This window comes from Halomonas sp. 72 (genome assembly GCF_052379785.1).
Taxonomy (GTDB): Bacteria; Pseudomonadota; Gammaproteobacteria; order Pseudomonadales; family Halomonadaceae; genus Vreelandella; species Vreelandella citrativorans.
This window is the reverse complement of record NZ_JBQSYY010000007.1, coordinates 14,704-28,980: the sequence shown is the minus strand read 5'-3', so window position 1 is coordinate 28,980 and position 14,277 is coordinate 14,704. Positions and strand designations below refer to the sequence as shown.

At 53.3% G+C, this 14,277-nt stretch carries 14 protein-coding genes and 3 tRNA genes; 3 read left to right on the top strand and 14 right to left on the bottom strand.

Translation table 11 applies throughout. The features are described from left to right. Positions 1–3: 3 nt before the first annotated feature. The 13 genes from ACT3T6_RS09025 to ACT3T6_RS08965 form a co-directional block, all read right to left on the bottom strand. On the bottom strand, positions 4–435 hold the full coding sequence (locus ACT3T6_RS09025) for a Na+/H+ antiporter subunit B (RefSeq protein ID WP_087107785.1): 432 nt from the start codon (positions 433–435) through the stop codon (positions 4–6). Beyond that, positions 428–2,779 (bottom strand): putative monovalent cation/H+ antiporter subunit A, encoded by a 2,352-nt coding sequence (locus ACT3T6_RS09020; protein ID WP_193054998.1) that lies wholly within the window; start codon positions 2,777–2,779, stop codon positions 428–430. Before ACT3T6_RS09020 ends, ACT3T6_RS09025 begins: the two co-directional genes overlap by 8 nt. Positions 2,780–3,150: 371 nt before the next feature. Next, entirely contained in the window at positions 3,151–4,230 is a 1,080-nt protein-coding gene (gene hemH / locus ACT3T6_RS09015; RefSeq protein WP_193054997.1) for a ferrochelatase, read from the bottom strand. Between the two features lie 477 nt (positions 4,231–4,707). Continuing rightward, positions 4,708–5,010 (bottom strand): DUF6482 family protein, encoded by a 303-nt coding sequence (locus ACT3T6_RS09010; RefSeq protein WP_172116093.1) that lies wholly within the window; start codon positions 5,008–5,010, stop codon positions 4,708–4,710. A 145-nt stretch (positions 5,011–5,155) separates the two neighbouring features. Continuing rightward, the gene (locus ACT3T6_RS09005) at positions 5,156–5,449 is read right to left on the bottom strand and encodes a hypothetical protein (protein ID WP_087107793.1); all 294 of its coding nucleotides are present in this window, start codon (positions 5,447–5,449) and stop codon (positions 5,156–5,158) included. Positions 5,450–5,510: 61 nt separating this feature from the next. Beyond that, complete coding sequence (gene dnaB / locus ACT3T6_RS09000) at positions 5,511–6,896, bottom strand: replicative DNA helicase (RefSeq protein WP_193054996.1); 1,386 nt, start codon at positions 6,894–6,896, stop codon at positions 5,511–5,513. Positions 6,897–7,160: 264 nt separating this feature from the next. Then, positions 7,161–7,607: a 50S ribosomal protein L9 gene (gene rplI / locus ACT3T6_RS08995; RefSeq protein WP_172116091.1), complete on the bottom strand. Its 447-nt coding sequence runs from the start codon at positions 7,605–7,607 to the stop codon at positions 7,161–7,163. A gap of 15 nt (positions 7,608–7,622) precedes the next feature. Then, positions 7,623–8,474, bottom strand: a complete 852-nt coding sequence (locus ACT3T6_RS08990) for a hypothetical protein (RefSeq protein WP_087107798.1) — start codon at positions 8,472–8,474, stop codon at positions 7,623–7,625. Positions 8,475–8,486: 12 nt separating this feature from the next. Continuing rightward, on the bottom strand, positions 8,487–8,714 hold the full coding sequence (rpsR, locus tag ACT3T6_RS08985; protein ID WP_009097135.1) for a 30S ribosomal protein S18: 228 nt from the start codon (positions 8,712–8,714) through the stop codon (positions 8,487–8,489). A gap of 33 nt (positions 8,715–8,747) precedes the next feature. Next, a complete protein-coding gene (rpsF, locus tag ACT3T6_RS08980; RefSeq protein WP_087107800.1) occupies positions 8,748–9,143 on the bottom strand; it encodes a 30S ribosomal protein S6 in 396 nt (131 codons plus the stop codon). A gap of 240 nt (positions 9,144–9,383) precedes the next feature. Continuing rightward, positions 9,384–10,181 carry a 23S rRNA (guanosine(2251)-2'-O)-methyltransferase RlmB gene (rlmB, locus tag ACT3T6_RS08975; RefSeq protein ID WP_172116090.1) on the bottom strand — a complete coding sequence of 266 codons (798 nt, stop codon included), beginning with the start codon at positions 10,179–10,181 and terminating at the stop codon, positions 9,384–9,386. Positions 10,182–10,183: 2 nt separating this feature from the next. Further along, positions 10,184–12,574, bottom strand: coding sequence for a ribonuclease R (gene rnr / locus ACT3T6_RS08970; RefSeq protein WP_193054995.1), 2,391 nt, complete (start codon positions 12,572–12,574; stop codon positions 10,184–10,186). Continuing rightward, positions 12,571–12,798 (bottom strand): hypothetical protein, encoded by a 228-nt coding sequence (locus ACT3T6_RS08965; protein ID WP_172116088.1) that lies wholly within the window; start codon positions 12,796–12,798, stop codon positions 12,571–12,573. Before ACT3T6_RS08965 ends, rnr begins: the two co-directional genes overlap by 4 nt. 33 nt (positions 12,799–12,831) lie before the next feature. Here ACT3T6_RS08965 and ACT3T6_RS08960 point away from each other — a divergent pair. From ACT3T6_RS08960 to ACT3T6_RS08950, 3 genes are all read left to right on the top strand, one after another. Next, positions 12,832–12,918: transfer RNA gene (locus tag ACT3T6_RS08960), tRNA-Leu, on the top strand. A 78-nt stretch (positions 12,919–12,996) separates the two neighbouring features. Then, positions 12,997–13,083 (top strand) — tRNA-Leu (locus ACT3T6_RS08955). A 41-nt stretch (positions 13,084–13,124) separates the two neighbouring features. Then, positions 13,125–13,211, top strand: a tRNA-Leu gene (locus ACT3T6_RS08950). A 194-nt stretch (positions 13,212–13,405) separates the two neighbouring features. Here ACT3T6_RS08950 and ACT3T6_RS08945 read toward each other — a convergent pair. Beyond that, a complete protein-coding gene (locus ACT3T6_RS08945) occupies positions 13,406–14,269 on the bottom strand; it encodes a DNA/RNA non-specific endonuclease (protein WP_193054994.1) in 864 nt (287 codons plus the stop codon). Positions 14,270–14,277 lie beyond the last annotated feature (8 nt).

Below are 14,277 nucleotides of genomic sequence, written 5' to 3'. Positions count from 1 at the left end.
ATGTTAAGGCTCATCCTTATCCACCTCCATCAACGCCATCACCATGCCAATCACCGCCCCCAACACCGCCAAGTAAACGCCAATATCAAAAATCAGCGGGGTGGAGGCTTTAAAATCAATAACCGGAATGGTCCACCACTGCGCGGTTAAAAACGGCTGACCCATAAACCAGGCAGGTACAACAGAAATCATGCCTAACAACAGCCCCACGCCAATCAAGTCGCGAGGGTCGACCATCCGTAATACCTCTTTTGTGGCACTGACGCCAAACGCCAGCAGGTACAAGGTAAACGCCCCCGCCGCCACTAACCCTGCAATAAACCCACCGCCGGGCTCGTCGTGTCCACGAAGCAGCAAAAATATCGAAAACATGAGCTGTAGCGGCATTAGAAAGCGGGCCGCCGTGTTTAAAATAATCGTTCCCGATTTAACCATCGTACGGCTCCCTGCTATCAGTATTCCCGCGGTCATTGGTGGGCTTAGCGCTTTCTGGCTCATGGCGCAGCTTCAGCATAGCGATAACGCCAATGGCGGCTAGCGCCAGTACAAACATCTCGCCCAACGTATCCAGTGCCCGGTAATCCACCAAAATGACATTGACGATGTTGCGGCCAAAAGCGAGCGGTGCGCTGTTTTCAACCATATAGGTAGAAATGGACTCGAACTGGTTAATACTCCAGGCCGTCATGATCAGAAGGAAAATCAATATCCCCATCATCGCAGCTACCGAGCCATCGCGAATGCGCTCCAGGCTGGTCGAGAGATGCGAGAAGCGAGGCAGCCTGAACAGTACCAGCACCAGTAAAATAACCGTGAGCGTTTCAACCAGAAGCTGGGTGATCCCAAGGTCAGGGGCGCTGAAAAGAATAAAGACCAGCGCGATTGAGAACCCCATAATGCCCACTGACACGACGGCACCCAGCCGGGAACGGGTGATCGTTGCATACAGGGCACCCATCACCATTGTGCCGACGACGATGGCCTCATGAAACCGTACATCAAGTTCAAAGGCTAACAGCGGAGAGTGGCGTACCAGAATGGAGTTGCCCAACAGCGTAATCAGCACGACCAGCATGACTAAAATATAGTTGCGCATATAGCCATTTTGCAGCACACGGGTTTGCCATTCCGCAAACCGAACCAGGCCATTTAACAAGCCTTCATAGCCCGCTTCCGGGCCGTAACGCATAACAGGGGCCAGCAACGTTAGCTTGCCTCGCACGCTGTCCCAGTACTTGAACAGCAAAAAGCCCAACCCCAGGCTAACAACAGACATTATCAGCGCCGCATTAACGCCGTACCAAAGTGACAACGCCACCTCGCTCGGCTGCCCCGCCACCGCACTTGCCGCTGACGTTAAAAGAGCGTCAACGCCAAACATGGCGGGCGCCAGACCAAAAACCAGCGAGCCTACGCTTAGCAGTGCGGGCCCCATTAACATGCCGAAAGGTGCTTCATGCGGCGTTTTTGGGGTTTCGTGACGCTTGCCGTAGAAAGGCCGTAGCGCAACAATCGCCGCCACGGCGATAGTCATAATCGCGCTGACAAATGCGAACACGACGAGCAAGCCTTGAAAATCCCCTGCGCCCAGCACCGCTTCAAACTTAAGCTCTTTGCCAATAAAACCAAGCAACGGCGGCACCCCTGCAAGTGATAGCGCCGCTATCAATGCAATGGTGGCCGTCACCGGCATCAAAGACCTTAACCCGCCCATTGCGGTGACATCCTTGGTGCCCGTTTCATGATCGAGAATACCGGCCACCATGAACAGCGCTCCCTTGTACAGGGAGTGTGCGAGCAAAAAAGTTACAAACGCTGTCATGGCGTACTCGGTGCCAATGCCCAGCAGCATCGTCAATGTGCCGAGCGCCATAATGGTTGAGTAAGCCAGCAGCTTTTTAATGTTCGTGTGATGAAGCGCCAGGAAAGCGCCCAGCAGCAGCGTGATAGCACCCACCACAGAGAGGATGCTTATCCAGAGTGCCGTTCCACCCAGTTCAGGCTGAAGCCTTGCCATGAGGTATATACCGGCTTTCACCATGGTGGCGGAGTGCAAATAAGCCGAGACAGGTGTAGGGGCTGCCATGGCGTTGGGTAGCCAGAAATGAAAGGGAAACTGCGCTGATTTAGTGAAAGCGCCCAACAGCAAACAGATAAGCATGGGCGTATAAAGGGCATGCTCTCGCAGGTCGGTTTCCATTGCGCTAATATCGGTTAACGACCACTGGTCGCTGGCGATGCCCAGCAAGATAAGCCCGGCCATCAACGCAAGCCCACCCGCAAAAGTGACAAAAAGCCCTTGGCGAGCCGACTTACGCGCCTGCATATCGGTATGGTTAAACCCGATCAGCAGGTACGAAGTAACGCTGGTTAACTCCCAAAAAATAAACAGCGTGATCAGCCCATCGGCCAACACTAGCCCCAGCATGGACACCATAAAAGCCATCAGTGCGATATGAAACCGGGCGATCTCCGGGTGGCCTTTTAAGTAACTCCCCGCATACACCAACACGCACGCGCCAATAACGCTGATTAACAAGCCGAACAGTAAGGACAACCCATCCAGCATAAAGGTGAGGCTGATACCTAACGAAGGCACCCACTGCCACTCCATTAGCAGCGGGCCGTCATTGATGATGGTGGGTGCTTGAGAAAACAGCCACGCAGCGATGAGGGCAGGAAAAAGGGCCAATACCAAACTCGTACGGTCTGCAAACCAGCGCTGCATAAGTGGTGCCAACGCGGCTAATACAAACCCCATCAAAACGGCGAATTGCATCTAGCGATATCTCCTGTGTATCTGCCCCATGATGAAGCGGGTTCGTTGAGCATCAATACCTCTCGCGGTGAGTAGCGATCATCATCCCTGTTCACTGCTCTCTCTTAACTGCTCTGTCTCAAGCACTCTCTCAAGCACTCTGTCTTAAGCACTCTGTCTTAAGCGCTCTGTCTTAAGCGCTCGGACCAGATTTTAACGAGCACGCTGAAAGCCGTAGAGTAACAGCGCCTATTTTAAACACGCGAGGTGATCATAAAGTCGTAGACTCTATAACAGGCCACTGCCTGTTACCAGGCAATCATTCAAAATCAAATAGATAGCGTGCTTACCGTTACTTCATCGCCATTTATAACGCCTTGATTATCGGTTCATTACGACAGTGGAAGCCAACCCAAAAGCTCGTTATTTACGATGTCCAGCAGCGCCTTTATGTGATCATTACGATCATTTAAGCAGGGAATGTAACTAAACGTTTCGCCGCCTGCTTCCATAAAGCTATCGCGGATCTCCTCCTTGATTTCTTCTAGCGTTTCCACACAGTCGGAGGAGAAAGCAGGCGATAGAATCGCAATATGTTTATGGCCCTGCTTGGCAAGCGCGGCTACGTGCTCAACCGTTGCAGGCCCCACCCACTTTTCAGGACCAAACTGTGATTGAAAGGTGGTATCCACTTCCTCCTGACTAAAACCTAGCGTTTCGCCCAGGAGACGCGTGGTTTTCTGGCACTGGCAATAGTAGGGGTCGCCTTGCATCAAATAGCGCTCAGGCACGCCGTGGTAGCTGGCAACTAACTTGGTGGGCCGCGTCTCAAGTTCGGCGTAAACATCTGTTACTGAATTAGCCAGTGCCTGTAGATAAGCAGGGTGATCAAAATAGGCGGGCACCGTACGAATAGAGGGTTGCCACTTCATCTTCATTAAGGCGCGAAACGCCTCGTCATTGGCGGTTGCAGTGGTCGGCGAGGCGTACTGTGGATAGAGCGGAAAGAAAACAATCTTCTCACAGCCCTTTTCTTTCATCTGCGTTAACACGCTGCGCGTTGAAGGATTGCCGTAGCGCATACAGAAATCCACTTCAACGCTGTCGCCGTATAAGGCCTTAAGCTGCTCCGTCAGTTTTTCGGTTTGCGCCCGCGTGATCGTGAGTAGCGGGCTTTCGTTTTGTTCGGTGTTCCAAATGCTTTTATACGCTTTACCCGACGAAAAAGGCCGCTTGGATAAAATAATCAGTTGCAGAAGCGGCTGCCACTTCCAATCGGGATAATCGACTACCCGCTTGTCGGAGAGAAACTCACTTAAATAACGTCGCATCGACCAATAATCAGTGGCATCGGGCGTCCCCAGGTTAGCCAGAACTACACCTACTTTTGCCCGCGGCACGGCCGGATGATCACTGGATGCATGGGCCAAGCGGCCTTCGCCCGGCTGGTCCACCACAACGCTATCGGTCATTACGCTTACTCCAAAGACGGCTTCTAATTATCAAAAATCTTAACACTTTTCGATAAGGCGCGGCATAAAGTTATACTATCAACATCATTTGTATAACCACCGGTAAAGTGGCACTCCGCCGCCCCACGCCTTACTTCAAATACGCTTTAAGCGCAGATCGAAGATACTTAAAAAATAGCCGCAAGGTGGTCAGAAGCAAAGCACTTGGAAAGCACCTGGAAAGCACGGCGAATAGAGGCAAGTTAAGCGGTTAAAGCAGTGCGCTGACCAGGATGCAGCCGGGCCACTATATAAAGATTTGGGCGTCCGGCGGCTGGTAGGGCTTTGTTGCTTACCGAGCCTGCAAGAAGAGATGAATGCAGGCTGCTGTTTCTTTGCCTGTCACCGCATTAGGGTTTAGGCGAGGGTGGGAAAAACGTTACGCTAACTGTTGTGTGTGCATTCAGTAAATACACAGAGTGGTTCATCAACCGCTTTTTAAAAAACCAGCGGCATTCGTGAGGCTAGCGGCTCGCTGTAATGCGCGTCACGACCAATAACTTCGTCCTGAGGCACATGTTGAACTAGGTACGCGCGATGAATACCCGCACGTTTTAGTTCCAAATACACATCATCTAACGAGCGAAACAGCATGGGCTTCCCACGTTGGGTGAGCATATGCCGCGCGCCTTCTACATCTTCAAGTTCAAGCTGATAAAAACGACTACCCGAATGCGTAATAACGCGAATTTCGAAATTATCGTGGCTATCGACGAACTGTTTAAGTGCTTTCAGTTCCATGATTCCCTCCTGTTATTGGATACAACAATAGGACCCAGCATGACTGCGTCCTATTACATTCCTGTTACCTTACATTGGCACTTATTGACCAAGAGGGCAACTCTTCAGGAGGTTTCCAGGCTATCAGTTTATTAACACAGCCAAGCTACTGATATTCAGAAGGATCAATCGCCTTACCAAGCGAGTTACGATCAATCCAGTTACCGCCCTTGGTCTCTTTGTAGCGAAATACCACGTTATCGCCGATAGCGACCGGAAGCTCAGCATCTTCTGTTTGATAGCTGTACTTCTCACCATCAACGACCAGCTGATAGCGATAAAGGTCTGGCATACCCAGCCACTCTTTAAAAGGCCCTTCGCGCTCTAATTCCTGAAGTTCTCCGCGCCCTTGAAGCTTGGGAAGACGCTGACGATTACCACGCCGAAAACCACCTGCCATGAATTACTCCCGTTCGTTCTCTTCTATATGATCAATATGTTAAGGGCGTCACACCCTCTTTCTAGTCACCAAAGGCTTCGCCATAGCTGTCGGGAGCCAAGTCTTCAAAACGGGTATATTTGCCGATAAACGCCATATGCACCGTTCCGATAGGCCCGTTACGCTGCTTACCGATAATGAGTTCAGCCAAGCCCTGATTATCTGGATTATCCTGGTTATACACCTCATCACGATAGACGAAGGCGATAACGTCCGCATCCTGTTCGATGGCGCCTGATTCCCGCAAGTCAGACATAACCGGGCGCTTGTTGGGGCGCTGCTCCAGCGAGCGGTTAAGCTGAGAAAGCGCCACTACCGGACATTTAAACTCTTTCGCCAAGCCTTTTAGCGAGCGCGAAATTTCCGATATCTCCCCCGTGCGGTTTTCAGAAAAACCGGGGATCTGCATCAGCTGAAGGTAATCGATCATGATCAGCGACATATTGCCGTGCTCACGCACGACACGGCGCAAGCGCGAGCGCATTTCATTAGGTGAAAGCGCAGCGGTGTCATCGATAAAGAGCTGCTTGTCTTTAAGCAGATTGACCGCCGACGTTAGGCGCGGCCAATCCTCATCCTCCAACTGTCCCGAACGCACGCGAGTTTGGTCGATGCGCCCAAGCGATGACAGCACCCTGAGCATTAGCGATTCAGCCGGCATCTCCATGGAGAACACCATCACGGGCTTATCGCTGGAGATAACCGCGTGTTCGACCAGGTTCATCGCAAACGTGGTTTTACCCATGGAGGGACGCCCGGCAATGATGACCAGGTCCGAAGGCTGAAGCCCTGACGTCATCTCATCCAGATCACGAAAGCCGGTTGATAGCCCCGTCATTTCGCCCTTCAGGTTGAAGAGCTCATCAATGCGATCAACCGCTTTGGTCAGAAGCTCGCTCATCCCAATCGGGCCACCCGTTTTGGGGCGCTCTTCGGCAATCTGAAAAACCAACCGCTCAGCTTCATTAAGCAGCTCATCGGCTGGCCGCCCCTGGGGGGCAAAGGCGCCTTCTGCAATCTGATTCGCCGCTCGAATCAGCTTTCTAAGCGTTGCCCGCTCACGCACAATATCCGCATAGGCGCGAATATTGCTCGCCGAGGGCGTATTGCGGGCAAGCTCCGCGAGGAAAGCCAAGCCACCCACGGTATCCAGGTGATCTCGCTCTTCAAGCGCTTCAGACAAGGTGATGACATCAAAGGGTTGTCCAGACTCCGCCAGGTGAATCATGACGTTAAACACCAAACGGTGCTCATAACGATAAAAGTCATCGGCTACCAGGCGCTCGGAAACCGTATCCCACGCCTGGTTATCCAGCATTAGCCCGCCTAACACCGACTGCTCCGCCTCCAGCGAATGCGGCGGCAGCTTCAGCGCTGCCGTTTCCTGATCAGCAGAAGGCTGGTCCATAGCGAGCTCCTTTCAATAGTGCAGCATAGCCGACAAAGACCACTATCTTAATCGGACAAACCGTTAGCAACCACCGCTAGGTCAGCGCATAAAGGGTTATTTCTAAACGCTCAGGGCTTTCAACAAACCACTAGCCGCTTGAAAATAAGCCTTCGTTAAATAGCAACGGGCTTAAATAACACAGGGTTTAAATAACACAGAGCTTAAATAACAAAGGGCGCGGGAAATCCCGCGCCCTTTTGGCGTAAATAGCAGCAGCAAAGTTTACTCTGCGACGACTACCACGCGAACAACGGCGTCCACTTCTGCATGCAGGTGGAGGTCGATGTCGTATTCGCCAGTTTGACGAATCGGGCCTTGCGGCATACGCACTTCGCTCTTGGCAACCTCGATGCCAGCAGAGGAAATAGCGTCGGCCAGATCACGCGGACCGATAGAACCAAACAGCTTGCCTTCGTCGCCAGCTTTAGACACAAGCGAAAGCTCGATGTCGTTCAACTGCTCAGCGCGGGCTTGGGCTTCTGCTTTACGCTCAGCCGCTTGAGCTTCAAGCTCAGCACGCTGTGCCTGGAACGCGTCAACGTTCTCTTTGGTGGCCGGTACGGCTAAACCGTAAGGCACCAGGTAGTTACGACCATAACCAGGCTTAACAGTGACCTTGTCACCCAGGCCGCCCAGCTTACCAATGTTGTCGAGCAGAATGACTTCCATCTCGTAAACCTCTTGTCAGTTGCCGCGGGCAAGGCGTGCGCGAATGTTCGCGAATGTATCAATCAGCCCCAACAGCAGCACAATGAGAATCGTGGGCCAGGTCGTGATCAGCAGCACATAAAATGCTACCAGCCACAGCCCGTTCATCCCCTTTAATCCAATATAACCATGCACTAACGCAATGCCGGCAACGAGTAGTGGTATCCAGCCGAGTACTGCTAACGCATGCCCCCCAAGCATCATGCCGACCACACAAAGCACCGCTAACACGGCAAGCTCTTTAGGTGCGAGTCGTAACGCATGAAACTCTTCACGAAACCCGCCCGGGTTATATAACCCCGCTTGCCAGCTTCGCGCCAAGGCTAAACATGCAATCGACGCAATCAGAACCACAAGCCCCGTAACGCCCCCTACCACAATGGCAGCCAGCATTTGGGTATCGTACCCCTGATTAGCCAACTCTGTGAGCATACGATCAACGTCCGGAGAGCCTTGTCGTAGTTGCTCAAGCATTGGCCCCATGTCGCCTGGCAGGCTAAAGATGCCGAACTGTACCATTGCTGCAGCCACGAAGGTGCCCGCCAGCAACGCTTCACTCCAACGCATCCTTTCACGCAAGACAACCGCCATCAGCGTTACCAGCAATACGCTGGCCAGCGGGATAACGTCGCCTTGCGACCACCAAAAACCGGCGGGTAGCGCCGCTGCGATAATAACCGGTAGCGCAGGTGCAAAGCCTTTACGCAGGGTTACCAAAGCAGCAATAGCAGCACCTAACCAAAACAGCCACGGCACTAACGTGGCCAGCGCTGCCCCGCCTACGGCGTAAGGCAGCCCTCGCATTAGCCATCTTGCCAGTGCCAGCATCACGTTAAACGCTTACTGGTGGCTATCGGAGTAGGGCAGCAGCGCCAGGTAGCGCGAACGCTTGATAGCAGTCGCCAGCTGACGCTGGTAGCGTGCTTTAGTGCCGGTGATACGGCTCGGAACGATCTTGCCAGTTTCAGTGATATAGGCTTTCAGGGTGTCCAGATCTTTATAGTCGATCTGCTTGACGCCTTCAGCAGTGAAGCGGCAAAACTTACGGCGACGGAAAAAACGTGCCATGGATTAGCTCCTTAAAACGTGCAGTGGATAGAATCAGGCAGTTTCGACGTCTGAATCAGACTCGGACTCATCAGCGCGCGACTTGTCTTCGCGACGCGGACGCTTCTCTTCTGCCGGCTTCATCATCGGAGAAGCTTCAGTAACCGCTTCCTTGCAGCGTACAACCAGGCTGCGGATGATGGCATCGTTGAAGCGGAAGATGTTCTCGATTTCTTCGAGCGTCTCGCCAGTACATTCAACGTTCATCAGCACGTAGTGGGCTTTGTGAATCTTGTTGATCGGGTAAGCCAGGTGACGACGGCCCCAATCTTCAAGACGATGTACAGTACCAGCGTTTTCAGTAACGATGCTGGTGTAGCGCTCGACCATAGCCGGCACTTGCTCGCTCTGATCCGGGTGGACCATAAACACGATTTCATAATGACGCATGAGATCTCCTTGCGGTTTGACAGCTTCCGGTGTGTGCCCCGCACAAGCGAGAACGACGACAGGGAAGCAAGGAGTTACTGAAATGCACCTAACTTACCGCCAAACGGCAATTTAAGGCATTAAGCAGAACTGGTGTTCAACTAACGTACGGTATCTAACCAACGTACTGGCATTTAACCAACGTAAACATCTGCGCCCGCCTGTAGACAAACGGGCGCAGGTATTCTAGTGGGCACAGGGTTAACTTGCAAGCTGGCGTTGTCGTACTGCCTCAAACAAACAAATCCCGGTAGCCACAGAGACATTAAGGCTTGAAACCTGCCCTGCCATAGGTAGCTTGGCCAGGTTATCGCAGGCTTCCCGGGTTAAACGCCGCATGCCCTTCCCTTCTGCTCCCATTACTAGCGCAGTAGGGCCGGTCAAATCGATGTCAAATACACTAGCCTGGGCTTCACCTGCTGTACCGGTAATCCATACGCCGGCATCTTTAAGCTTGGCAAGCGTACGCGCCATGTTGGTGACCTGATAAACCGGCACTACCTCGGCAGCACCGCAAGCCACTTTACGCACGGTTGCATTTAGCGGTGCGGCCTTGTCTTTTGCCACAATAACGCCATGTGCCCCAGCGGCATCGGCGCTGCGCAAGCAGGCACCAAAGTTATGTACGTCTGTCACGCCATCCAGCACTAGCAAAAGTGGCGGCGTTGGCGCCTGCCAGGCACGCAGCTTTAACCACAAGGACTCTTCGCCTTCAGGCGTAAGTGGCGGGCAGAACGCCACCACTCCCTGATGCGCAGCCCCTTGAGTCAACTGGTCCAGCAGGTCACGCGGCTGCTCTTTAATTCGCGCACCACGCGCTTGCGCCTGAGCAACCACTTCGGCCAAGCGACTACCGGCTCCTTGCTGAACCCATAGCTCGCGCGGCGTTTCACCGCGCTCCAACAAACTTTGCAAGGCGTGGGTACCATAGACCTGGTCCAGCCCATCCGGCGTACGTACCGTAGTACGTGCACCACGTCGAGACGACGCCGATTTCATACTTAACTTCTCCTGGGCGTTGACTGACGCGTACGTCGCGGGCCACGACGCGTAGATGGCTTATCTTTCTTGGGCGCAGCGTCGCTCTTGGGAGCGGCCGCTTCATTAGTGTCACCACTGCGGCGTTTACGCGGCTGGCGGCGCGGGCGAGGCTTATCGTCGGTCAAACTGAAATCAATTTTCCGGTCGTCCATATCGACGCGCGCCACTTGCACCGTCAAGCCATCACCCAAGCGATAGGTGGTTCCGGTACGCTCGCCTTTCAGGCGATGCTTCTCTGCCTCATAGTGATAATAATCCGACGGCAGCGACGTCACATGCACCAGGCCTTCGACATAGAACGCATCCAGACGCACAAACAAGCCAAACTGGGTAACCGATGCAATCGTGCCTTCAAAGGTTTCGCCCAGCTTGTCGGACATAAACTCGCACTTCAGCCAGCTTTCTACATCACGGGTCGCTTCATCGGCGCGACGCTCAGTCATTGAGCAGTGTTCGCCAAGTTCAAGCATCTGCTCAAATGTATAAGGGCACCATTTGCTCGGCGGATCGACCGGCGCTCCGTCAACGCGCACGACGGTATTGGTTTGACGCGGCCCCCGAATGACCGAACGAATGGCACGGTGCACGAGCAGATCAGGATAACGACGAATCGGCGACGTAAAGTGCGCATACGCCTGGTATGCCAAGCCGAAGTGACCTTCATTCTGCGGTGAGTACACCGCCTGGTTCATGGAGCGTAGCATGACCGTCTGGATAATATCGGCATCAGGGCGATCAACAATTGCCTCACGAAGCGCCTGATAATCCTGCGGGGTAGGCATATCGCCGCCACCCACGGAAAGGCCCAGCTCGTTCAGGAACAAGCGCAGCTTATCCAATCGCTCAGGCGTTGGCCGCTCATGAATACGGTACAGCGCGGGCAGATCGTGCTTATCAAGAAAACGTGCGGTCGCAACGTTCGCGGCCAGCATGCACTCCTCAATTAACTTGTGCGCATCGTTACGCTTACGCGGCACAATTTTTTCGATCTTGCGCTCGTCGTTGAAAATGATCGCCGTTTCAGTGGTATCAAAATCAATCGCGCCACGCGTTTCACGAGCCCCGCGTAGCAAGTGATAAAGCTCATGCAGGTTTTGCAGCGGCTTCACCAGCTCGCGGTGTTCCTCACGCAGCGCATTACCCTCTTCGCTCTCGTTATCAAGCATCGCCGCCACGCTGTTATAAGTGAGGCGAGCATGAGAGTTCATCACGGCTTCATAGAAGGAGTAGCGGCTAATCGCCCCAGTCTTGGAGATATTCATCTCGCAGACCATGACCAGACGATCCACGTTCGGATTGAGCGAACAAAGACCGTTGGATAAAAGCTCCGGCAGCATGGGCACCACCTGCCCCGGGAAATACACCGAGTTACCCCGCGTGCGGGCTTCATTATCCAGCGCCGTCCCCGGACGCACATAGTGAGAGACATCCGCAATCGCGACGAGTAGCTTCCAACTGCCTGACTTGGTTTGCCAGGCGCACACGGCATCATCAAAGTCCTTGGCAGACTCATCATCAATCGTAACCAGCGGTGTATCTCGCAGGTCAACGCGATGCTTTTTATCTTCCTCCAGCACTTCCGCTGAAATGCCGCTGGTTTGATCCAGCACCTCAGGCGGAAATTCAGCAGGAATATCGTAGCTACGAATCGCAATATCGATTTCCATGCCAGGGTCCATACGCTCACCCAACACTTCAATCACTTCACCCACAGGCTGCACGCGGGTAGCCGGCTGCTGAACAATTCTGGCCGAAATCACCTGGCCATCCTTCGCCCCAGCGCAGGCACTGTGAGGAATAATAACTTCCTGAGTAATACGCGGATTTTCAGGAATCAGTATGCCAAATTCCGGCGTATTGCTGCGATATACACCCACCATTGTTTGCGTATTGCGGGCGATCACATCGGCAATGGTCGCTTCGTCGCGGCCACGGCGGTCTGTGCCGCTGATACGGACCAATACATGGTCACCACTGAACACCCGACGCATCTGGCGAGGAGGTAACAACAGATCCGGTTTTTTACCATCATCACGAATCAAGAAGCCAAAACCGTCCCGGTGCCCCAGTACGCTGCCCTTGATCAAATCAAGCTTATCAATTAATGCATAAGCGCCGCGACGGTCACGCAACACTTGACCATCACGCTCCATGGCCGCCATCCGGCGGCGAACGGCTTCAAGGTGATCTTCGTCCTCGATGCCCAGCATGCGGCTCATATTTTCATGGGTAATCGGTTTACCGTACGTTTCCAACGCCGCTAACAGATACTCACGACTAGGCGCCGGATTATCATATTTTTGCGCCTCGCGCTCGGCGTGCGGATCATCACTCAACGTCCAATACTTCATGCGATCGACATCCTTAATTGCATTTGCGGGAGGCGGACAAAAACAGCAGCGGATAGTCGCTGCAGGTAGGGATAGTCAGCGACTGCGTTAATAGGCAGTAAGCTGAAAAACGTCATATTTTGTTTGGTCATGGGGCCAGTATAGCGCTGCATGTTCCATGACCCAACCACCTTAAGCAGCAATTGTGCGATTTGCGCCATAAAATTATCTTTCAGGTCTTGCATTTAACCAGCACCCCGGTATCATACGCGCCACTTGCCCAGATGGCGGAATTGGTAGACGCGCTAGCTTCAGGTGCTAGTGTCCGTATGGACGTGGAGGTTCAAGTCCTCTTCTGGGCACCACGCTTTCTCATGTTATTCTCTTTTCATGAGTAGCGGGTGCAGTGGCAAGTTGATGTGGTTGATGCTTGATATGTATTCGCCCAGGTGGCGGAATTGGTAGACGCGCTAGCTTCAGGTGCTAGTGTCCGTATGGACGTGGAGGTTCAAGTCCTCTCCTGGGCACCATACGAATACAATCAGCAAAATACCCGCAGTACAAATGATGCGCCCAGGTGGCGGAATTGGTAGACGCGCTAGCTTCAGGTGCTAGTGTCCGTATGGACGTGGAGGTTCAAGTCCTCTCCTGGGCACCATTACGTTGGTCCCGTCCGCATCATTGAACGATCCTTTCTATTATTAATCCCCATATTTTGAATATTGCGCCTACGTTTGCGCTGTTTTACTACGTTGTATTTAGCCTCCTTATTTCGTCGATGTCACTGAGGGCTTTCCCGCCCCCAGCTGAAGCACATTAAATAGTCCATTTACGCTAATCAAAAACGTTACGCTACTGAAAACGCCCAGGTCGCCGTGCGACCTCCTCCAGTGCCCATCCTTGCGTACGCAACTCACCTTCCAGCACGGTTTCCATTTCGGGTGTCAGGTCCGGGAAAAAATTAAGCCCGGTACGCGCTTCTATGTCATTAATAGTGACCAGGTAATCATCTAACGGTTCGTTGCCGCGAACGTCCTGGGGCATGATGAACGCCAGCGCGAGCGGTGCCTCATCGTGTGGGGCAACAATAATCTTATAGAACGCCTCTGGCACTTCGACAAAACCCACCCGATTAAACACATTATCCATAAAATGCTCAGGGAATATCGGCCCGGTAATCACCTGTACGCGATCAAAACGCGGCGCAAAGTGATTGATCACCGACTCTTCCAACCGCTGCCATAGCTGGCGATTTAGATTAGGCCGCTGCGGCGTCATGTTACTCATCAAAAACGTATCAACCTGGGCATCGCGCCCGTGCACTGCGGCAATGGCATAGTTAGGTGCCATATGTCCCCGGTCATAGCCACTCCGGGCATAGCTGTTGGTTTTTACCGGCCAGAGGGTCCGCCAATCCGCTTGAAAACTGGGCCGTGAGCCAATCTGGGTCCCTTCCGGCACCGCCTCCAGCTGGTAACTCACCCACAGCGGGTTAACACGCACATCCGACCAGCCAACTAAATAGCCCTCATTGCGTAATACGCGGTGAAACGTGGTGGGATGAAAACTCTCCCACGTGGGAACGCCCATCCAGGTATACGCATCCTGATGCTGACGCTCCTGAAACTCCCATAACCCCGCCCCCGCGACCACAAACAGCAAAGCGACGCCCAGACGTCGCCCCTCTCGACGCCAGCGCCAAAACGATATCCCCACGTTCCCCT

Bases quoted from the DNA above. Each gene is read 5' to 3' on its own strand.
- ACT3T6_RS09025 (WP_087107785.1), bottom strand. From the start codon at position 435: ATGGTTAAATCGGGAACGATTATTTTAAACACGGCGGCCCGCTTTCTA.
- ACT3T6_RS09020 (WP_193054998.1), bottom strand. From the start codon at position 2,779: ATGCAATTCGCCGTTTTGATGGGGTTTGTATTAGCCGCGTTGGCACCA.
- hemH (WP_193054997.1), bottom strand. From the start codon at position 4,230: ATGACCGATAGCGTTGTGGTGGACCAGCCGGGCGAAGGCCGCTTGGCC.
- ACT3T6_RS09010 (WP_172116093.1), bottom strand. From the start codon at position 5,010: ATGGAACTGAAAGCACTTAAACAGTTCGTCGATAGCCACGATAATTTC.
- ACT3T6_RS09005 (WP_087107793.1), bottom strand. From the start codon at position 5,449: ATGGCAGGTGGTTTTCGGCGTGGTAATCGTCAGCGTCTTCCCAAGCTT.
- dnaB (WP_193054996.1), bottom strand. From the start codon at position 6,896: ATGGACCAGCCTTCTGCTGATCAGGAAACGGCAGCGCTGAAGCTGCCG.
- rplI (WP_172116091.1), bottom strand. From the start codon at position 7,607: ATGGAAGTCATTCTGCTCGACAACATTGGTAAGCTGGGCGGCCTGGGT.
- ACT3T6_RS08990 (WP_087107798.1), bottom strand. From the start codon at position 8,474: ATGCTGGCACTGGCAAGATGGCTAATGCGAGGGCTGCCTTACGCCGTA.
- rpsR (WP_009097135.1), bottom strand. From the start codon at position 8,714: ATGGCACGTTTTTTCCGTCGCCGTAAGTTTTGCCGCTTCACTGCTGAA.
- rpsF (WP_087107800.1), bottom strand. From the start codon at position 9,143: ATGCGTCATTATGAAATCGTGTTTATGGTCCACCCGGATCAGAGCGAG.
- rlmB (WP_172116090.1), bottom strand. From the start codon at position 10,181: ATGAAATCGGCGTCGTCTCGACGTGGTGCACGTACTACGGTACGTACG.
- rnr (WP_193054995.1), bottom strand. From the start codon at position 12,574: ATGAAGTATTGGACGTTGAGTGATGATCCGCACGCCGAGCGCGAGGCG.
- ACT3T6_RS08965 (WP_172116088.1), bottom strand. From the start codon at position 12,798: ATGCAAGACCTGAAAGATAATTTTATGGCGCAAATCGCACAATTGCTG.